This is a genomic window from Kribbella sp. NBC_01245, from assembly GCF_036226525.1.
Lineage (GTDB): Bacteria > Actinomycetota > Actinomycetes > Propionibacteriales > Kribbellaceae > Kribbella.
The window spans coordinates 232,543-251,267 of the sequence record NZ_CP108487.1; the positions used below are offsets into that span (position 1 = coordinate 232,543).

At 66.8% G+C, this 18,725-nt stretch carries 18 protein-coding genes; 11 read left to right on the plus strand and 7 right to left on the minus strand.

Features of this window, described 5'->3' with window-relative positions; translation table 11 throughout:
• Positions 1-112: 112 nt before the first annotated feature.
• Positions 113-1,651, minus strand: a complete 1,539-nt coding sequence (locus OG394_RS01070; protein ID WP_328992826.1) for an alkaline phosphatase D family protein — start codon at positions 1,649-1,651, stop codon at positions 113-115.
• A 304-nt stretch (positions 1,652-1,955) separates the two neighbouring features.
• Here OG394_RS01070 and OG394_RS01075 point away from each other — a divergent pair, with 304 nt between their 5' ends.
• The 5 genes from OG394_RS01075 to OG394_RS01095 all read left to right on the plus strand — a co-directional run bounded on the left by OG394_RS01075 (position 1,956) and on the right by OG394_RS01095 (position 6,909).
• Positions 1,956-2,720: a hypothetical protein gene (locus OG394_RS01075; protein WP_328992827.1), complete on the plus strand. Its 765-nt coding sequence runs from the start codon at positions 1,956-1,958 to the stop codon at positions 2,718-2,720.
• Positions 2,721-2,732: 12 nt separating this feature from the next.
• Positions 2,733-4,049: a Na+/H+ antiporter NhaA gene (nhaA, locus tag OG394_RS01080; RefSeq protein WP_328992828.1), complete on the plus strand. Its 1,317-nt coding sequence runs from the start codon at positions 2,733-2,735 to the stop codon at positions 4,047-4,049.
• A gap of 222 nt (positions 4,050-4,271) precedes the next feature.
• Complete coding sequence (locus tag OG394_RS01085; RefSeq protein ID WP_328992829.1) at positions 4,272-5,642, plus strand: hypothetical protein; 1,371 nt, start codon at positions 4,272-4,274, stop codon at positions 5,640-5,642.
• A gap of 122 nt (positions 5,643-5,764) precedes the next feature.
• A complete protein-coding gene (locus OG394_RS01090; protein WP_328992830.1) occupies positions 5,765-6,232 on the plus strand; it encodes an NUDIX hydrolase in 468 nt (155 codons plus the stop codon).
• Between the two features lie 53 nt (positions 6,233-6,285).
• Complete coding sequence (locus OG394_RS01095) at positions 6,286-6,909, plus strand: SAM-dependent methyltransferase (RefSeq protein ID WP_328992831.1); 624 nt, start codon at positions 6,286-6,288, stop codon at positions 6,907-6,909.
• Here OG394_RS01095 and OG394_RS01100 read toward each other — a convergent pair.
• Complete coding sequence (locus tag OG394_RS01100; RefSeq protein ID WP_328992832.1) at positions 6,890-8,065, minus strand: glycosyltransferase 87 family protein; 1,176 nt, start codon at positions 8,063-8,065, stop codon at positions 6,890-6,892. The genes OG394_RS01095 and OG394_RS01100 overlap by 20 nt on opposite strands.
• Positions 8,062-9,249: a glycosyltransferase 87 family protein gene (locus tag OG394_RS01105; RefSeq protein WP_328992833.1), complete on the minus strand. Its 1,188-nt coding sequence runs from the start codon at positions 9,247-9,249 to the stop codon at positions 8,062-8,064. The genes OG394_RS01100 and OG394_RS01105 overlap by 4 nt, the downstream gene beginning before the upstream one ends.
• Positions 9,250-9,391: 142 nt before the next feature.
• On the opposite strand from OG394_RS01105, the gene OG394_RS01110 reads away from it, so the two are divergent.
• From OG394_RS01110 to OG394_RS01120, 3 genes are read left to right on the plus strand one after another with little or no spacing between them, the layout of a single operon-like run.
• Entirely contained in the window at positions 9,392-11,011 is a 1,620-nt protein-coding gene (locus tag OG394_RS01110) for a sensor histidine kinase (RefSeq protein ID WP_328992834.1), read from the plus strand.
• Positions 11,008-11,688, plus strand: a complete 681-nt coding sequence (locus OG394_RS01115; protein WP_328992835.1) for a response regulator transcription factor — start codon at positions 11,008-11,010, stop codon at positions 11,686-11,688. The genes OG394_RS01110 and OG394_RS01115 overlap by 4 nt, the downstream gene beginning before the upstream one ends.
• Positions 11,689-11,702: 14 nt before the next feature.
• Positions 11,703-12,233, plus strand: a complete 531-nt coding sequence (locus OG394_RS01120) for a pyridoxamine 5'-phosphate oxidase family protein (protein WP_328992836.1) — start codon at positions 11,703-11,705, stop codon at positions 12,231-12,233.
• On the opposite strand, the gene OG394_RS01125 is transcribed toward OG394_RS01120, so the two are convergent.
• Positions 12,210-12,845, minus strand: coding sequence for a TetR/AcrR family transcriptional regulator (locus OG394_RS01125; RefSeq protein WP_328992837.1), 636 nt, complete (start codon positions 12,843-12,845; stop codon positions 12,210-12,212). The genes OG394_RS01120 and OG394_RS01125 overlap by 24 nt on opposite strands.
• A gap of 127 nt (positions 12,846-12,972) precedes the next feature.
• Here OG394_RS01125 and OG394_RS01130 point away from each other — a divergent pair, with 127 nt between their 5' ends.
• The 3 genes from OG394_RS01130 to OG394_RS01140 all read left to right on the plus strand — a co-directional run bounded on the left by OG394_RS01130 (position 12,973) and on the right by OG394_RS01140 (position 16,075).
• On the plus strand, positions 12,973-13,671 hold the full coding sequence (locus OG394_RS01130; protein ID WP_328992838.1) for a DUF4386 domain-containing protein: 699 nt from the start codon (positions 12,973-12,975) through the stop codon (positions 13,669-13,671).
• A gap of 65 nt (positions 13,672-13,736) precedes the next feature.
• Positions 13,737-15,242: an amidohydrolase family protein gene (locus OG394_RS01135; RefSeq protein WP_328992839.1), complete on the plus strand. Its 1,506-nt coding sequence runs from the start codon at positions 13,737-13,739 to the stop codon at positions 15,240-15,242.
• Positions 15,239-16,075: a hypothetical protein gene (locus OG394_RS01140; RefSeq protein ID WP_328992840.1), complete on the plus strand. Its 837-nt coding sequence runs from the start codon at positions 15,239-15,241 to the stop codon at positions 16,073-16,075. The genes OG394_RS01135 and OG394_RS01140 overlap by 4 nt, the downstream gene beginning before the upstream one ends.
• A gap of 29 nt (positions 16,076-16,104) precedes the next feature.
• Here the strand turns inward: OG394_RS01140 and OG394_RS01145 are convergent, their stop codons facing one another.
• From OG394_RS01145 to OG394_RS01155, 3 genes are all read right to left on the minus strand, one after another.
• Positions 16,105-16,368: a hypothetical protein gene (locus OG394_RS01145; RefSeq protein WP_328992841.1), complete on the minus strand. Its 264-nt coding sequence runs from the start codon at positions 16,366-16,368 to the stop codon at positions 16,105-16,107.
• Complete coding sequence (locus OG394_RS01150) at positions 16,365-16,763, minus strand: hypothetical protein (protein WP_328992842.1); 399 nt, start codon at positions 16,761-16,763, stop codon at positions 16,365-16,367. Before OG394_RS01150 ends, OG394_RS01145 begins: the two co-directional genes overlap by 4 nt.
• A gap of 956 nt (positions 16,764-17,719) precedes the next feature.
• A complete protein-coding gene (locus tag OG394_RS01155; protein ID WP_328992843.1) occupies positions 17,720-18,703 on the minus strand; it encodes an asparaginase in 984 nt (327 codons plus the stop codon).
• Positions 18,704-18,725: the final 22 nt, after the last annotated feature.

Below are 18,725 nucleotides of genomic sequence, written 5' to 3' on the forward strand. Positions count from 1 at the left end.
GCGTCGCTAAGAATGTGCTGCTGGCACTGGCGCCTGTAGCGGTGAATGCGCTGACAGCCAGGGATGACGCGGTCACTGCAACTGCGAAGAGTTTCTTCATCTCAGGATCCCCTCAGACCGTCTGAAGGCCGGGGAGGCCCTCTTGGATCACGAACGACTTCGCGGTGGTCGCCGCGGCACCGTGTTCCGTCACCTTCGCCACGGCCCGGAAGTCGGCCCGCAGTTGGGTCGGACTGATCGTCGTACGGACGTAGCCACGCCGGTTGTGGAAGTACTTCAGCCACGGATTGGTGCCGACATCCGGAATCGCGGTGGCACCGTCGCCGTCGCCGCCGGACGAGACCGAACTGGTGACGAGCTCGCTGCCGATGATGGCCGAGTTCGCGTTGTTGTAGTCGGCCATCAGGTTGCTCGCCCAGGCGCGATGTACGTCGCCGGTCAGGACGACCGGGTTGCGGACGCCGCGATCGACCCAGCCCTTCTGGATCCGGGCTCGCGAGGCGCGGTAGCCGTCCCACGAGTCCATGCTCGCGCCACTGGCGTTGAACCGCCGCGCGAAGAAGACCTGCTGGCCGATGATGTCCCAGGTACCGGAGTGCTGGGCGAGACCGTCGAGCAGCCAGCTCTCCTGGGTGTTGCCGGGCAGGGTGCGCGTTGCCAGGTCCGCGTCGGAGCAGACCTTCCAGCCGTCGCCGCACGCCTGGTCGCTGCGGTACTGCCGAGTGTCGAGCATGTGGAAGGTGGCGAGGTTTCCCCACCGGACCCGGCGGAACAGCGGAATGCTCGCGCCGTTGCTGGCCTGCGCCGGGCGAAGCGGCATGTTCTCGTAGTACGCCTGGTAGGCGGCAGTCCGGCGGGCGGTCCACTGCGCGGCGGTCAGCGTCGGCGTGCTGTCCGCGCGGATGTTGCCGGCATGGTTGTTCTCGAGCTCGTGGTCATCCGGTACGACGATCCAGGGTGCGGCGGCGTGCGCGGCCTGCAGGTCCGGGTCCGACTTGTACTGGCCATAGCGGCGTCGGTAGTCCGCCAGCGACACGATCTCGGTAGCACCCAGGTGCGTCCGCGGACGGTTGGTGCCCGCGCCGTACTCGTAGATGTAGTCGCCGAGGTGCAGAACCACGCCCGGGTTGTCTTCCGCGATCCGGCGGTAGACGGTGAAGTAGCCCTCCTCGTAGTGCGAGCACGAGGTGAACGCCATCAGCAGATCGCGCCCGGCCGTTCCGAGCGCCGGGGTGGTGCGAGTCCGGCCGACGGGGGAGAGGTGGCCCTGGGCGCGGAATCGGTAGAAGTAGTCCGAGTCGGGGTTGAGGCCGCCGGCGACGACGTGCACCGAGTGGGCGCTCGCGTATGTCGCCGTGACCGAACCCGATGCCACGATCGTCGTGAAGAGTTCGTTGGTGGACACCTGCCAGTCCACGGTCACGTTGGTGTTCGCCATCCCGCCATGGCCGTCGGAGTTGAGCGGCGACGGCGCCAGCCGGGTCCACAGCACAACGCTGCCCGGATCGGGATCACCGGACGCGATCCCCAACTGGAACGGGTACGGCACCGCAGCGGTTGCGGCGATCACAGTGGAGTGCAGCGGCAGCGCGGTGGCGCCGGTCGCGGCCAGTCCACCGAGGACAAGAGTCCTGCGACTGATGGAGTTCATGGGCCTCACCTTCAGGAATGCTCATGGCGGCAGGCCCCTCGGACAGATGAAGCGAGCGGAAACATCCGGGAACCTAACGGGCGGGTACTCGGGCCATGATTACCTCCTTTATGTAATTTTTCTACTACACACCGTGTCGAAGTAGTACCTTTGCTACAGACCGCAAAGGGGTCTAGCGCGGAACCGCAGCCGGACTCACCTAGGATCATCGGGCCGGGCATCGTCGGCCCGGTGTGTGAGGCATGGCCTGATCCGCCGCGATCACCCTGCGTCGAGGCACTCGACCGGTCCCAAGGAGTCACCCATGTCGAAGATCCACCCCGTTCTCGTGGCCGTCGCCGCTCTGCCGTTGGCGTTGACCGCCTGCTCGGGGTCGGAACCCGGCAGTGCACCGACCCCTAGCGTCACGCCTAGCGCTACGCCGACGACGACACCCTCGACGCCGTCGATCACCCCGACTCCGACACAGCCGTCGGCGCCGGGGCCGCGTACTGCCGCGCAACTGACGAAGGCGTTGCTGGAGTTGAAGGATCTGCCGTCTGGCTTCTCGGTCGAGCCGGACGAGGCCGCGGCGGAGGACGACGTCAAGCTGTCGTCCAAGGATGCTCGCTGCGCCCGACTGGTCGCGCTGATGAACACGGACAACCCGCCCGGATCGAAGGCTTCGGCCGGCCGGTCGTTCTCGGGTGGTCAGGACGGGCCGTACATCGACGTATCCCTTGACGCGATGGGGTCGACGCAGGCGGTCACCGCATTGCAGAAGTCCTTCAAGACCGCGATCGGCGCTTGTCGCACGATCACCCTGACCGTGCCCGGCGAGGGCAGTTCGCCGATGCAGGTGCGCGAGGTCTCGGCTCCGGTCGCGGGTCAGAATCCGGTCGCGGTCCGGTTCACCGCCACCGGTGGCGGGCTGGAAGGGTTCGAGTTGACCATGGTCACCACCGGCGTCAACGACGTCGTGATGGCGCTGACGTTTGTCGGCGCGTTACCCCAAGAGATCGACGGCGCTACCGGGGGAGCCGTCGCCAAGGCTACGAAGTTGCTCGGCGGAGCGAAGGCCGGAGCTTGAGAGGTCTGATCGATGGCAAATGAGGTGCGACGTACGCCGACGCTGTTCAGCCGCGGGTCGTGGCCGGAAGCGAGCCGGATCGCGGACATCCTCCGCAAGGAGACGATTGGGGGCGCGCTGCTGCTGGTGGGCGCCGTCGTTGCGTTGGTGTGGGCGAACTCGCCGTGGGCCAGCTCGTACGAGTCGGTACGGGGCTTCACCTTCGGCCCGAGTTCGTTGCACCTCGACTTGAGTGCTGCCACCTGGGCCGCGGACGGACTGCTCGCGATCTTCTTCTTCGTCGCGGGTCTGGAGCTCAAGCGGGAGTTCGTCGCGGGTGATCTCCGTACGCCACAACGCGCGGTGGTCCCGATCGCGGCCGCGGTGGGTGGCGTACTGGTGCCGGCGTTGTTCTTCCTGGCGTTCAACCTCCAGTCGGGTGGTTCGCTGCGCGGCTGGGCGATTCCCACCGCGACCGATATCGCGTTCGCGCTGGCCGTGCTCGCGGTGGTCGGCCGGTTCCTGCCGTCGGCGTTGCGGACGTTCCTGCTGACGCTGGCCGTGGTCGATGACCTGCTCGCGATCGTCATCATCGCCGTCTTCTACACCGCGCATCTCTCGGTCGGTCCGTTGCTGTTGGCCCTTATTCCGTTGGGCTTGTTCACGTTGCTGGTCCAGCGGCGAGTGCGGTCGTGGTGGTTGTTGCTGCCGTTGGCAGGCGCGACTTGGACGTTGGTCCACGCGTCGGGTGTGCACGCCACGGTGGCGGGCGTACTGCTGGGATTCGCGGTGCCGGTCATCCGAAGTCATCGCGCGGGCGGACCCGAGGCCGGTCCCGGGTTGGCGGAGCACTTCGAGCATCGGTTCCGCCCGTTGTCGGCGGCTGTCGCGGTTCCGGTGTTCGCGTACTTCGCCGCAGGCGTGGCGATTGGCGGCTCGGATGGTGGTTTGGGTGCCGCGTTCTCCGATCCAGTGGCCATCGGGATCGTCGCCGGGCTGGTGATCGGCAAGCCGATCGGCATCACGCTCGCGACCTGGTTGGTGGCCCGCTTCACCCACGCCCGGCTGGACCCGGACCTGAAATGGGTGGACGTCGTCGGCCTGGCCTCGCTGGGCGGCCTCGGCTTCACCGTGTCCCTGCTGATCGGCGAACTGGCCTACGGCGCCGGCAGCGATCGCGACGCCCACGTCAAACTCGCCGTACTCGCCGGCTCCCTGCTGTCCGCCCTCGTCGCCGCGATCATCCTCCGCCTCCGCAACCGCACCCACCGCCGAGTCCACGAAGCCGAAATCGCCGACCTCGACCACGACGGCATCCCCGACGTCTACGCCACCAACGACGACCGCTAGTGGCGGCGGGGCGGCTCATGCTCCGCTGGTAGGCAGAGTCCACGGTCACAACGACACCACAGAATGCGATCCCGAGGCCCGCAAACGCCTGCCCACCTGAGCCGCTTCAGCACCTGGCCATGCTCCCACAGCGGCTGGCCATGAAGGTCCGACCTTTTGGGTTTCTAGGGTGGGGTTATGGCGCGCGAATATGCATTGTTTGATGATGGTCGGTCCGGTGGCGTGAGTCTTGTGGTTGGCGCGGACCTGGAGTTCACGGCGGCGCGTCGGCGGGACGGGAAGAGTGTGGCCGCGGAAAGCCAGGTGATCCGGACTCCGCTGACCTCCATCGATCATCTGCTCGAGCTTTTCGGCACGAGTCCTGAGGGTGATTCCGAGGCCGCGTTGGTGCGGGCGATGACCGAACGGCTGGCGGAGGAGCCCGCTGCGTACTTTGGTGACCAGGCTTTCAGGCTGAGGTTCTGGTGTCAGCATGCCGGTGTCTCCTATGAGCTGGCTAAGGCAGACGACGCTGATGGCGAGTTCAGGGTGGTGGAGCGCCTGGAGGTCGTGCGCCGATATCCGCGCGACTCGCATGGGTTGCTGCGCACCTTCACGGTTGAGTTGGATCCGGAAACGTCTTGGGAGCACAGCCGGATCGTCTTCAACGAGTCGTACGAGCGGGCTGGTGAGCCTCTTGGTTACGGCCACAATGTGGCGACCACGCGGATTGAAATAGCGGCGCTATTTGACGGGCGAATGCCTCAACCCGACGAGGTTGCCGCCGCGTACCGCAAGCTTGTCGAGCAGGGTGAGTTCGAGCCTCGTGGCGCCCGGGATCGCGTCGCCGCGTGGTTGGAAGAGGCGGGCGTGAAGTGCAGCCGCAGTGGCGTCAATCGGGTGGTGCCGCTACCGGTGGACGGGTTGCAGGTGACGATCGGGTCCGACCGTTCGGTGGACTTCCGGGCTTCGAGCGACGCTGAGCCCGGGATGTTCTACCTGGAGACCGAGCGTGATTCGGTGGCACCACTCGTGGAGTGCCTGTCGAGGCGTGTGCCGGTCGGCGACGGCTTGCTTGACGATCGGCTGATCGCGGCCTTTGTCGGGCTGGCCAACGGCGGGCAGTTGGACGGCAGGCCGATGACCGTGCGGGACCGGCTGGCTAGCTGGTACGACGAAGCCGGCGTCCCGTACACGTGTCGCGCCTTCGGCCGTCGCCGCGACGTCGGGCTCGTGTCCGTACATCGGGATCGGACCAACTGCATCTTCACGCTGACGGTTTCGCTGGATCCGGATGGCGAGCACGAGGGGATCGGCCTGGGCGAGAAGTACGACTACCTGGCGACGCGGAATGACGCCGGCCGCGAATACGCCTATACGACGTACGCGCCTTATTCCTCGCTGGAGCGGTTGGTCGGCTACTTCGAGAAGGACGACGTACGCGAAGGCGAGCTCGAGGAGCGGCTCATCGCGTGCTTCGCCGACCTGGTCGCCCGGGGCGAACTCGGTGAGCAACTGCCGATCGAGGCGAACCACGAGCGGGCCGCGGCATGGTTCGCGGCGGCAGGCGTCCCGGCAAAGAAGAGTACCTGGTCCTGGATCAACAGCGACTAATACCTGCACGGATCGACGGTTTTGGCTGCGCTGGTCCCCGCGCGCGGACCGCCAGCTCCACACGGCGTCCGGCCGCGGAAAAGTCGTTTTCGGATTGCGTGGGTAGGTGGCAGGGTGCGGGGATGAGTTTTCGGCTGGCGGCGTATGCGGTGTGTATTGAGGACGGGCGGGTTCTGCTTGCCCATTACGTACCACCGGAGGGTGAGCGGCATTGGACGCTGCCGGGCGGCAAGGTCGAGCAGGCGGAGGATCCGTTTGATGCGGTGGTTCGGGAGGTTGCTGAGGAGACCGGGCTCGACTCGGTGGTCGAACGTCTGCTGGGCGTGGATTCGAGGGTGATCCCGGCGGCCACCGCGCGTCGGGGAGTCGAGCACCAGAATGTCGGCATCTTCTACCAAGTCCGCATTACCGGCGGTGAGCTCCGGCCTGAGCCGAATGGCGAAACCGCCGAGTCGGTCTGGACTCCGACCCCCGACGTCGCGAACCTCCGCCGATCAGGGCTGGTCGATGTGGGTCTCGCGCTGGCGCTGACCGCTCCGGCAACCGGCCATGTCGCTTCCGTCCCGGTCGGCGGACTGATCCTGCACTGATCGGTAAATGAAAACGATTGTCAACTGGGTGCTGTTGGGGCTAGCGTGCGGGGATGTCGGAGAGCGCGTGGATTGAGCGGTGGGATCGGCAGCAGGGGAATTACCTGCCTGATCGGGATGCCGCGTTGGGGATGGTGCTGGACGTCGTGGATCGCGTGGTTGGTGAGCCGGGGCGGTTGGTGGACTTGGCGTCGGGGCCGGGGTCGATCGCGGTTCGGGCGGTCAAGCGCTTCGGCAGCACTCGGGCGTTGGCGGTTGACGCGGTGTGCAGTGCGACGTCGTTGCACTACTTCAGTGCGGGTGAGTTCGCCGAGGTCGCGCGGATGTTGGCGCGTCGGATTCGGCCGGATGGCGTGTTCGTCAATCTCGATACGCTTCGGCTTGGTGGGGAGGTGCCGCGTCTTAGTGCGTTGGCCGCGACGTTGCGGGACCACTCATGGGACGGTTCGCCGCTCGGTGATGAGGCGGATGACTGGGAGAGCTGGTGGGCGGATGCGCGGGCTGAGCCGGCGTTCGCGGAGTTGTTCGCCGAGCGGGATCGGTTGGCGGTTGGTCCGACCGACGCAGCCCCGGTCACCCTGCCCGAGATGACCGAGGCGCTTCGATTGGCCGGATTCGCCGAGGTCGGCGTACTCGATCAGACCGCCGACAAACACCTCATCGTGGCGATCCGCTGACGGCCGGGACCAATTCGGCACCGTCACTCCCGCCAACCGCGTCGACGGGCTCTGGGTAGCGGCGGAAGGCGAGGAGGAGGATGGCGGCGACGGCTGTGATGACGTACGCCGAGCCGAGGACGTGTTCGGGAAGGGACCAGCTTCGCCCTTCGGGTGGGAAGAACTGGTGCGGACCGACCGCGAAGACGGCGAGTATGCCAGCGGCGACGTACCACTTTCGCTTGTGTACCAAGGCGATCAGGGCAGGCGCCACCCACACCCAGTGATGCGACCAGCTGACCGGGGAGGCGAGTAGGCCGAAGGCGGCGATGACCAGTACGGCCGTCACGTCGTCGCCGGCTGCGCGTGCTCGGCGGGCCGCGATGACGGTCGGCGCCAGCGTGATCGCGACCAGCGCGAGCCAGAGCGACGGATGGCCCGGGATGATGCGTTCGAGCACGGCCTGGAAACACTGGTTGAAGGCGTACGTCGCGCCGCCGATCCGGCCCGGGTCGAAGAGCACGCTGAACCAGTACGTCGTGGAGTCCGCGGGGATGAGCGCGTAGGCGGCGAGCGAGAATCCAGCGAACGACGCGAAGGTCATCGCGGCGGCCCGGTATTGCCGTCGTACCAGGAAATAAAGGACGAAGACCGCGGGTGTGAGTTTGATGGCGGCCGCCAACCCGAGCAGGAGACCGCGAGGCCATCGGGTTTTCGGTAGGAGGCAGTCGAGTGTGACCAGGCCCATCAGCAGCAGGTTCACCTGGCCGAAGCCGATGGTGGCGCGGACCGGTTCGAGCAGCATGCCGATCGTGGTCAGGCCTAAGCCGATGAGGACTGAGCGACGGTTCCAGCCGTACAAGCGGCCGGTGACGACTACGAGCGTGGCGGCGAGAGCGGCGACGCTGATCGCGTTCATCACCAGTTCGGCGAGGGTGAACGGCAGTACGGCGAGGCCGGTGAAGAGCACGGCCGCGAACGGGGGATAGGTGAACGGCAACGGGAAGGTCGGCACGAGGTCGGCGAATCCGTCCGAGTACAGGCTGATGCCGTTCCGCCAGACAGCGCCGCCGGTCCGGTAGACCTGCAGGTCGAGAGAGCCCGCGGTCGCGGCGTACCAGATCGGGGTGAGGGCCAGGACGACCACGAGTGCCCAGAAGACGCGACGCTGGGTCATGATCGCCGCCGGATCGCGAAAGCCGTTGCGATAAAGGCGATCGCGACGATCGGGTAGGCATTGCCGAGGAACAGGTCGAACCCTTGGTGGGTGTATTCGCGATCACCGAAGTACGGCGCGAACCAGGGCAGGCCGAGCGTCGTCGTGATCGTCCAAACGGCTGCCAGTACGGCGATCACCGGCTTGGCGCGGGCGCGGGACCAGAGGAGGACGCAGATCGGGAGGGCCCAGACCCAGTGGCCGGTCCAGGAGATCGGTGACACGAGTAGACCGGTGGCGGCGGCCAGGAGGATGGCCTCGAAGCGTTCGCCGGCGTCGTGCGCGCGCCGTGCGGCGTACAGGCCGACAATGGCCGCGACCAGTGTGGAAAGGACCCATAGCGCTCCGCCGGAACCCTCGGTGATCCGTGCGACCACTCCGCGCAGCGACTGGTTGCTGATGAAGTGCTTGGCGCCCGGACGTCCCGGGTCGAAGATCAACTGCCCCCAGAACTTGATCGAGTCCGAAGGCATCGCGATGAAGCCGATCAGCATCGTGGCGACGGTTGCCACGGCTGCGGTCGCGGCTTCGCGATAGCGCCGGGTGACGAGCAGGAAGATCAGGAAGATGCCCGGGGTGAGCTTGATCCCGGTCGCAATACCGACCAGCACACCGCGATACCGCGGCGGCAAGTACCCGAGCAGGTCCACCAGCAGCATCAACGTCAGCAACAAGTTGATCTGCCCGTAGCCGAACGTCGATCGAATCGGCTCGAACGCGATTCCCGCCGCGCCGATCGCCAACCCCAGCACCCGGAGCCGCGCGATGGTCAGCTCGGGCCGGACCGCGCGAAGGCTGACCAGACCGATGGCCAGGGTGGACAGGCCGCAGACCAGCACCGTGATGATCCGGCCGGCGCCCGTTCCGGCCAGCGCGAGTGGTACGAAGAGGATCGCGGCGAACGGCGGATAGGTGAACGCCATCCCGATCTCCGGATGGGCCAGGTGCGCCTCGTAGATACTGGCGCCGTCGAGGAAGTCGCCTGCCGCGGCGGCGTACACGCGCAGGTCGAACTGCAGCGAGGTCGGCGGCCAGAGCAGTACGCAAACGCCGAGGAATCCGGCCACCGCGAGGCCGATCGGCCAAGCCATGGACCGGCCCACAGACGAGCGGCCGGGCGGCCGAGAAGGGCTCAAGAGGGTCATGTCTTCGAGCCTGGGTTTTGCGATAGGCCCGGCACATCGCCGTTAGGTGCCACGTACTGTGACCGAAAAGAGTGACAATCGCCGGTCCGGTGTCACTCTTCAGAGTGACGAGCGCGCTCGCGACAGAGGCCAGAATGAGGTCATGGCTCGTCCCACGCTGTCCGGATCAAGGCTCGATCTGGTCCTCGCCCTCGCCGGGCTGATGATCACCGGTGCCGGCGTCCATTGGGCCATCAAACAGGACGGCGGATGGACGGCCGCTCCCGCGCTGGTCGTGCTGGTCATGATCGCGCCCCTGCTGCTGGCTTTTCGCACCGCCACACCGCTGCTGAGTGGCGCGGGCCTGGCGGCGGCCACCGTCTTCACGCTCGCGAGTGTGCCGGTGCCTGCGGCAACCATCGTGTTCGCGGCCGGGACCGCGTTGGCCTTGTGGACGATGTTGTGGAGGCACAACTCGCGGTCGGTCGAGACCTGGCTTGACGACCTCCGCGCACTGGTGACCCGGCCCGAGAGCGTGGTGCCGGCTGACCTGTTGCTGGGCGTACTGGCCGTCTCGCTGATCGGGCTCGACGTCTGGCGCATGGTCGACTGGGACGAGTGGCAGTTCGCCCCGGACTGGCTGACGGTCTTCGTCATCTGCTCGCCGATCACGCTCGCGCTGCGCCGGATCCGGCCGGTCGTGCCGTGTGTGGTGCTCGCCGTCGCGAACCTCACGGCGTACTGGCTCGCGACCGAGCGCTGGCCGTTGATGCTGGCGCTCGGGCTCGCCCTCTACTCGCTGGCCCGGCACCGGCCGTGGCAATTCGCCCTGCCGGTCTCGGGTGGTGTGCTGGCGTTTCTCGTCGTAGTGCCGCGTCTCGGCGGATTCACGCGGAACACGCTCCTGCCGTTCCTCTATCCCGGCTTGGACGACGACAGCACCTTCAACCAGGTGTGGGTTGACGGTGCGTCGGCTACCCGGCACGACGTCGTGTTCGACCGGCAATGGCCGTTGTCGCTGTCCTTGGTGCTGGCGCTCGGCGTCTGCCTTGGCGTACTCGCTCGGCTCTACAGCGGCATCGGCGAAGCCCGTGAGCGCGAGCGGGAATTGCGCCAGCGCGCGATCGAGCAAGAGGAAGAGCAGACCAAGCTCACGGAACGGGCGTACATCGCGCGCGACCTGCACGACGTGATCGCGCACCACGTCAGCCTGATGGTGATCCAGGCCGAGACCGGGCCGGACCTGATCCGGCAGGGCAATGACGAGGTGCTGCGCGGGTTCCAGCGCATCGGTGACACCGGACGGCGTGCCCTCGGCGAGCTCGACCGGATGCTCTCGGCACTGCGCGATGCCGACGGCGTGCCCGATCCGCAGCTCGCACCGCAACCAGGGCTGGCGGATCTCCCTGGGCTGGTGGCGACGGTCGGGACTGAGGGCCTGCGGATCGACCTGGTGCTGCCGCCGATCGCGGACGACCTACCGGCTGGGCAACAACTCACGGCGTACCGCATCGTCCAGGAGGCGCTGACCAACGTCGTACGGCACTCCGGCGCCGAGCGGGCCACGGTGACCATCGAGATCGCGGACGGGGAGATCAACCTGATGGTGGCCGACGACGGACGCGGGTTCGATCCAGCCGAGGCTGGACGTGGTCGGCACGGTCTCGCGGGTATGCGCGAGCGGGTCCGCGTACACGGCGGCGGTCTGCGCATCGAGACGGCGCCGGGCGCGGGTTGCACGATCGCGGCCCGGATTCCGGCCGGCGCGGCGGTGCCTGCGTGAACGGCGCCGGTGGCGGTCTGATCAAGGTGATGGTGGTTGACGATCAGGATCTGGTGCGGGACGGGATCGCCACCATTTTGGACGGGCAGCCCGATATCGAGGTGGCGGCGCAGGCGGTCGACGGCGCGGACGCGGTCCGGCAGGCCGCCTCGATGCTCAATCTGCAGGTGATCCTGATGGATGTGCGGATGCCGGTGATGGACGGGATCGAGGCGACGCGGCAGCTCGCTGGCAGCGAGCGCGGGCCGAAGGTCATCATCCTGACCACGTTCGATCTGGATGAATACGTGTACGCCGCGCTCCGGGCGGGCGCGAGCGGCTTTCTGCTGAAACGGTCTTCGCGGGACGAGCTGATCAACGCCGTACGGGTGATCGCGGCGGGTGACGCCCTGCTGGCACCGCCGGTGACGCGACGCCTGATCGACCGATTCGCCGCCGCGGGGCAGGACCCGGCCGCGGTCGACCAGCTGACTGCACTCACCGCCCGGGAACGCGAGGTGCTGCAACTGCTTGCCGAGGGCAACTCCAACGCGGAGATCGCGACCAGCCTGCATCTGACCGAGCACACCGTGAAGACCCACGTCAGCCGAATCCTCACCAAAACCGGCCTCCGCGACCGCGTCCAAGCCGTCATCCTCGGCTACGACGCCGGCCTGGTCCAACCGCGAACCGTCTAATGCGATGATCGGCCATGGCGCTGACGAATTCCTGGTTGTCCGGTCCCGCACCGACGAAGAAGCTCGATCATGTACGTCTTTCCGAGCGCATTCTGAATCTGCTGTCCAGCCAGAACATGTGCGTCATCGCGACCACTGGTCCGGACGGGCCGCTGGCGACGCCGGTTCGCTATTACCATCTGGATTTCGCGCTCATCTTCACCGCGTCCGGCCGTTCGCCGAAGATGCGGAACCTCGCAGCCGATCCGCGGATCTCGATCGGCATCTTCGCACCTCTCGTCGGCCAGGCCAGTAGTCGCGGCGCCCAGGTCTTCGGTCGCGCGAGTCTGTTGGCGCCGGACGACGAGGAGTTCGGCCGCTATTGGGAGGCCTATCGGTGGCAGTCGGATCACGTCGAGCGTGGCAACTCTCTCGATGAGCCGCCGCTGGGACCGATGGTCGTGGTGCGGCCGCAGCGGATCGTCTACACCGAGCACTGGCTTCGTCGCGACGGCTATGCGCCTCGGCAGTTTTGGCGGCCGTCAGGCGAGGGCGTCGAGGATTAGGTCGAGGCCGAACTCGAACTCGTCGCCGAAGTCGTAGCCGGGCTTGAGGTAGTACTGCGTAGTCATCTCGGCGAGGTGGGGGTATTCGTCCGCGGTCAGCGATTCCATCATCGGGCCGGCGACCTCGGCGACTGTTTCGGGGCCGTCGAACGGTAGGCCGGCCTCCTGGAGGGCGAACCCGTAGATGTAGCTGTCGATCAGGGCGTAGGCGTGAGCGGTTTGGGCCAGCGAAAAGCCGGCCGCGCGAAGTGTGCCGATGACCGCGTTGTGGTGTCGCAACGTCGCCGGGCCGGGACTGGTACGTGATTCGAGTAGGCCGATCGCCCACGGATGACGCCGCAGCACCTGACGCGCCGAGCCCGCGCGGCGGCGCATCTCCGCACGCCATTCGCCGCCGATCGCCGGCAGCTCGATATCGGTGAAGACGAGGTCGACGATGCCGTCGAGGATCTCCTCCTTGGTGGCAACGTAGTGGTAGACCGACATCGGCTTCACGTCGAGGGCCTGCGCGAGCGAGCGGATCGTCAGCCCCGCGATACCGCCCTTGTCGGCCACCTCGATGGCACCTCGCAGCACTCGCTCCCGGCTGAGACGAGGTCGCTGTGCGGGCATTTCACTCCAGGTTGTCGTGGTTTCGTACTTAGTACGCTACGGTGAGCTTACTCGTTCGTACTTAGTACGGCGATGTGCGGCGCGCGAGGGCTTCCGCCCTGGTGGCCGCTCTTTGAGAGGCGTCCCGATGCAGGTAGATCAAAGTCCGGCGGTGGTAGTGCGGGACCGGTCCGGTGTGGTTGCGGGTGCCGGCATTCTGCTGATGGCCGCGTTGGCGCCGTTTGGTGTCTTCGTCGCCATCCAGGGGCAGGTGACGCCGGGGGATGCGGCGCAGACTGCTGCGGATATCGGGTCCTCGGAGGGGTTGTTCCGGGCGGGTATTGCGGCGTTGTTCGTGGTGATCGCGCTTGATGTTGTGGTGGCGTGTGCGCTCCATCAGGTGTTCAGCCCTGTAAATAAAGGCGTTTCGCTGTTGGCTGCGGCATTCCGGCTGGTGTTCGCGGGAATCTTCATGGTCGCTGTTGGCCAGCTTCTTGGCGTGCTGCGTTTCCTTGGTGACGACTACCTCTCTGTGTTCAGCGCGGATCAACGGAATGCTCAGGCGCTTGCGGGAGTCAATGCGTTCGGTGACCTTTGGGCGCTTTCCCTTGGGTTGTTCGGCCTTCATTTGTTGGCTATTGGCTATCTGGCTTACCGATCCGGGTTCGTTCCCAAGCTCCTCGGCGTACTGCTCGTCATCGCAGGTCTTGGTTACGTGATCGACCTGTTCGGCAGCCTCTGGTCGCCGGACTCTTGGACCGACGTCTCCACCTTCACCTTCCTCGGTGAGTTCCTACTTGCCTTGTGGCTCGTAGCCCGCGGGCGCCTGGCTTCACGCCGCCAGTAACGACCGCAGCTTGTGGAAAGGTGGTTGGCCGGCACGGGGGACTGGCTGAGGCGTGAGGGGTTGGGATGGATCGGCGCAGGTTTTTGGGATGGTTGTCGTCGAGCGGTCTGACGTTCGCCGCAGCCGGGGTGTTCGCGGGTAGTCGGCCGGCTGCCGCCGCGGGGCTCGACGTCATCGTCTACACGGGTGCGACCCTGATCGACGGGACTGGCGTACGGCCGCAACCGAACAGCACGATCGTGACCGTCAACGGCCGGATCGCGGCCGTCGGGAACCACCGGGTCGCCGTACCGGCTGGTGTGCGGGTGGTCGAGCTGCGGGCGAAGTACGTCATCCCCGGGCTGATCGATATGCATGCGCACACCGTGGACCTGGAGAAGATCTTCCTCCCGCTGTACGTCGCCAATGGCGTCACGTCGATCCGGGAGATGTGGGGCAAGCCCTTACACCATGCGATGCGGCGCCGGATCGACGCGGGCGAATTGCTCGGGCCGCGGATGGTGGTCGGTAGCAAGCTCGTCGATGGTCCGACCTGGGAGGCCGGGCACGACACGGTGGTGGTGACAACCGCTGCGCAGGCACGTGACGCGGTTCGCCAGGCCAAGGACGAGGGCGCCGATTTCGTGAAGGTGATGTCGCACCTGAACGACGAGACCCTGACCGCGGTCGCGCAAGAGGCGACAGAGCTCGGCCTGTCGTTCTCCGGGCATCTGCCCGATGAGGTGACGACCGAGCGCGGTAGCCAACTCGGCATGCGCACGATGGAGCACTTGTTCGGCCTGTCCATCGACGTGTCCAGCCGGCGCGACGAATTCCGTCGGCGGATCGCGGAGCTGCCGATCGACCCGGCCAACCCGCTGCCACGATGGTTCTTCGTGCGGGAGTTGGAACGGGAGGCGCACAAGTCGTACGACCCGCGTCGTGCGGGGGCCTTGTTCGCGACGCTGAAGAGGCGTGGCACGGTGCTCGACGCGACTCTCGACGTGGGGAAGATCTTCTGCCTCCCGCCGGAGAGGTACGTCGGCACGCCGCGGACGAAGTACCTGCCGGCGTGGATGAAGCAGAACTGGGACGCGATGATCGGCGTCGGAACGCCCTGGTCGACCGAGCAGATCGCCGCGGGCCAGGCCGCCTGGGACGCGTCGCACCGGTTGGCCGCCGAGGCGCACCGCGCGGGCGTGACGATCACCGCGGGCACGGATTGCGGCCTCCCGCCATACGGCTTCCCGGGGTTCAGCCTGCACGACGAACTCTCGAACTTGGTGAATTCCGGGTTGCCGCCAATAGCCGCGATCCAGGCAGCCACCCGGAATGCGGCGAGGGCTGCCGGTATCCATCGAGTCGCCGGCACGATCGAGGTTGGGAAGTCGGCGGATCTGCTGGTGCTGGACGCCGACCCGCTCGCCGATATCCGCAACACCGAGCGCATCCACGCGGTTGTGGCCAAGGGCCGGCTGATCACCAGTGCGGAACGCGCTCGCATGCTGGCCGAGGTCGAGGCAGAGGCCCGTACGACGCCTCCGCCTGCCGCCGAAGCCCGTTCGTGTTGCGGTCTCGTTGGGCCCGCGTGACCATCTCGGCGTACCTGCTGCCGGGAGACTGGGTTCGTCCGGAAGGGATCACGCTCGGGCCTTCCAATGACTTCTTCAGCGGCAGCAGCGCCGACGGGACGATCTACCGCTGCAATCTGATGGAGCCGACCGCCGAGGTGTGGTCGCCGCCGGGCGTGGACGGCCGGACTGTTGCCTTAGGCATGGACCTGTACGGCGAGGCGCAGTTGGTGGTTTGCGGCGGGAGGACCGGCGCTCTTTTTGTGTACGACGTGGCCGGTCGAGCCTTGATTTCGAAGCGTGTCGTTGACGGGTATCTCAATGACGTGCTGGTGGTGGGGAATCGCGCCTATGCGACGGATTCGTCCCGGCCGGTCGTTTGGGAGTTCGACCTGCTCGGCAATGAAGCCCCGAAGCCGATCGACTTGGTGGGCGCGGGATCGGGCGCTTACTTGAACGGGATCGCGGCCACGGCCGACGGCACCGCTCTGCTCGTTGCCGCGCAGGGCACTGAGGTTCTCTGGCGGGTGGAGTTGGCGGATGGATCGGCTTGTGCGATCGCTCGTGATTTCGCCGCGGATGGGCTGCTGTTGCTCGGCGACACGTTGATCGGGGTGTGTAATCGCGGGGAGACGGTCGAGACGGCGGAGTTCTTTCTTGCTGCGCTGGGGCTTACCGATAATGCGCGGAGTGCGGCGCTGATCGGAACGTTCGCGGATCCGCGCTTCGATACGCCGACCACGTTGGTTGCCGATGGCAATCGTCTGCTGGTCGTCAATGCGCAGTTTGCCAAGGGGGCGGCCGCCGCGCCGCCGTTCCAGGTGTTGGTCGTACCCACTCCGGCTTTTCGCTGAGCGGTAGGTGTTTCTTGGGAGGCGTTGGGTCAGTTGGTGGTTACGAGGGTGGCGCCCGGCTCGATGGCAGCGGCGTCGGCTCGGTCGATCACAAGGGTGCGCCGGTCGGGCTCGTGAGTGCCGGTTAGGAACTCGATCGCGATCACTCTTGCGGTGCGGTTGTTCGCCTCGTTCGAGAGGGTCATGCCTTGGTGGATGACGCCTGAGGTGAGGTGGCCGACCACCAGCAGCCCACCGCGCGAGGCGATATCGAAGACTTCGACGATCGCGAAGTGAACTCGGGTTGGTGTCATGGCTGGTCGGTCTCGCCGCGGGAGATGACGATCGCCTTGAAGAGGAAGCGGACTGCCCGGTCGCATACGCGATAGACGGCCGTGACCGAATCGCCGTCGCCGTCGACGCCGAAACCCCTGGCAGCGGCGAGGCGGAGGTCTTCGTCCAGCGGAGCGGCCTTGCTCGCCATCCGGCCGGTCTCGTCGACCATGTCAGGGACCGATCGGACGTGTGGCACGACGGCCTCTTCGATCACCAGGTACAGCACTTTGCTCAACACCAACAGGGATTCGTGCGTGCTGCCCGGCAGATCTAGCAGATAGGCCAGCCGGAATGCCGCGTTCTCCTGATCCCGTTTGATCTCCTCCACATCGCCATACCCCAACACCGCCGCAACCACCGCACCATTGCTCACCCGACCACCTTTCCCAACCATCGCCCCGAATCCCCGACCTTAGTGCCCACCTGGGTCCCACTGCCGTCCTGCCGGGTTTGCGACCGCCAAGTCCACGCGGTGAGCGCCTTCGCCGCGATTCTGCCTGTTTGGGGTCGCCGCTTGGACCTGGCGATCGGTCCCGGACGTTCGCGCCCACACAACGGCCGGTTTTCTACCGAAACTGGCCGAATCTGGGTGCTGTGTGGTGGTGCACATCCGCAGCGGACGGCCAGCACTACACAAGTCCCGTTTTCGCCTGCCTGAAAGGTTTCAGGTCCGGGTTATGTAGTGCTGGCGGTCCGCTGCGGACCCCAGCGCAGCCACAACTCCCAATTCGGCCGGGTTGAAACGCTTCACTCACGGGTTGTGGCTGCGCTGGTGCCCGGACCGGACCGGCAGGCAGGATTCGGGCGGCGAGAAGTGCCCAAACCGGAGTAATGCCTGCGTGGCGGTCCGCCACCCATCGAGTCGTGGATTTGCGCGGCCGGCAAGGCCCTTCCCTCCCCCCAATCCACGACTCGACGCACCCGGAGCCCACAAGCGCATCTTCCTGACCGAACTGGACGTTTTCCAGGCCCGAAAACGTCCAGTTCGGTCAGGAAGCAGCCATCCGAGCACCTCACCGCCCGTCAGCTGATCAGCACCCCCGGCGCGGCGGGACGCGGTGCAACCCGGCGCGGCAGCGTGCGGGAGAACCAAACCCGGTCAGACTCCACCCGTCCCCCTGATAGCCCGCTGCCCTTGGCCGGTCCGGGTCGGGTCAAGGGCGCGCCAGCGTCGGCGGCAGCCGATGAAACCCTTGACGCGGCCCGGACCGGCCTGACTATTCGCAAGACCAGGGGGACGGGTGCAACCAACACAATCCGCAGAAAGTCCTTACCGGCCAGGCGTTTACGGCCGCGCGGCTGCCTGGAGCTGCCTGGAGCTGCCTGGAGTCAGTGGTGTTGGGCGAAGGTGGCGGATAGGTCGGGCTGGGGGGTGCTCGTGGCTAGGAGGTGGCGGAGGAGGAGGCGGGCTTTGTGGGGGTCTAGGAAGCCGGCGTCGATTAGGCCGCGGTTTAGGAGGTCGGACTCTGAGCCGATTGAGCTGTAGGTGTTGCGGAGGATGGAGCCGGCGCCGGTTCTAGAGGTGAGGACCACCGGGATGCGTTCGGCGAGGTCGCCGAGGACGGGTGCGAGGGCGGAGGGGACGTGGCCGGCGCCGTAGCCGGCGACGACTAGGCCTTGGTGCGTGTCGGCTAGGCCGTGGAGGAGGAGGCCATCGTCGTCGAGGGTGATGGTGTAGAGGGCGACCTTGGTTGCTTCGAGGGCCGCGGCTTCGGCTCGGCCGGGTACCCCGTCCAGCCGCGGCGGGCGGCTGAGGATCCGTACCCGGTCCTCCACGACGTGGCCGATTGGGCCCGCGTTGGGGGACGCGAAGGTCGCGGTGCTGGTGCTGTGCGTTTTCCGCACCCACCGAGCAGCGTGGATCTGGTCGTTGAAGACGACCAGTGCGCCCAGGTCCCGAGCGGCGGGGGAGCAGGCGACTTGGGCGGCGGCCAGCAGGTTCGCAGGCCCGTCCGGGCTCGCCAGGGTCGGGTTGCGCATGGCGCCGGTGAGTACGAACGGGTTGGCGTGCGGCCAGACCAGGTCGACGAGGAAGGCGGTCTCCTCAAGGGTGTCCGTGCCCTGAGTGACGACGATGCCGGTCGCGCCGGTGCTGATGGCCTTCGACGCGGCGTCGACGACATCGAGGATCTTGGTCATCGTCAAGTTCGCGCTCGGTACCGCCTCGACGTCCTGTACGTCGAGCGGTACGCCCAGCGCGGCGAGACCCGGTACGGCGTCCGCCAGGTCCGCGCCGGTCAGACGGGCGACCCCGTCCGCCGTACGGCCTGCCATCGAGATGGTGCCTCCGAGGGTGAACAGGGCGACACTCACGGGCGCGGATCCTCTCGTCGAC

Excerpts from the sequence above, each read along its gene's own strand:
- OG394_RS01070 (WP_328992826.1), bottom strand. The coding sequence starts at position 1,651 with ATGAACTCCATCAGTCGCAGGACTCTTGTCCTCGGTGGACTGGCCGCG.
- OG394_RS01075 (WP_328992827.1), top strand. The coding sequence starts at position 1,956 with ATGTCGAAGATCCACCCCGTTCTCGTGGCCGTCGCCGCTCTGCCGTTG.
- nhaA (WP_328992828.1), top strand. The coding sequence starts at position 2,733 with ATGGCAAATGAGGTGCGACGTACGCCGACGCTGTTCAGCCGCGGGTCG.
- OG394_RS01090 (WP_328992830.1), top strand. The coding sequence starts at position 5,765 with ATGAGTTTTCGGCTGGCGGCGTATGCGGTGTGTATTGAGGACGGGCGG.
- OG394_RS01095 (WP_328992831.1), top strand. The coding sequence starts at position 6,286 with ATGTCGGAGAGCGCGTGGATTGAGCGGTGGGATCGGCAGCAGGGGAAT.
- OG394_RS01100 (WP_328992832.1), bottom strand. The coding sequence starts at position 8,065 with ATGACCCAGCGTCGCGTCTTCTGGGCACTCGTGGTCGTCCTGGCCCTC.
- OG394_RS01105 (WP_328992833.1), bottom strand. The coding sequence starts at position 9,249 with ATGACCCTCTTGAGCCCTTCTCGGCCGCCCGGCCGCTCGTCTGTGGGC.
- OG394_RS01110 (WP_328992834.1), top strand. The coding sequence starts at position 9,392 with ATGGCTCGTCCCACGCTGTCCGGATCAAGGCTCGATCTGGTCCTCGCC.
- OG394_RS01120 (WP_328992836.1), top strand. The coding sequence starts at position 11,703 with ATGGCGCTGACGAATTCCTGGTTGTCCGGTCCCGCACCGACGAAGAAG.
- OG394_RS01125 (WP_328992837.1), bottom strand. The coding sequence starts at position 12,845 with ATGCCCGCACAGCGACCTCGTCTCAGCCGGGAGCGAGTGCTGCGAGGT.
- OG394_RS01130 (WP_328992838.1), top strand. The coding sequence starts at position 12,973 with ATGCAGGTAGATCAAAGTCCGGCGGTGGTAGTGCGGGACCGGTCCGGT.
- OG394_RS01135 (WP_328992839.1), top strand. The coding sequence starts at position 13,737 with ATGGATCGGCGCAGGTTTTTGGGATGGTTGTCGTCGAGCGGTCTGACG.
- OG394_RS01145 (WP_328992841.1), bottom strand. The coding sequence starts at position 16,368 with ATGACACCAACCCGAGTTCACTTCGCGATCGTCGAAGTCTTCGATATC.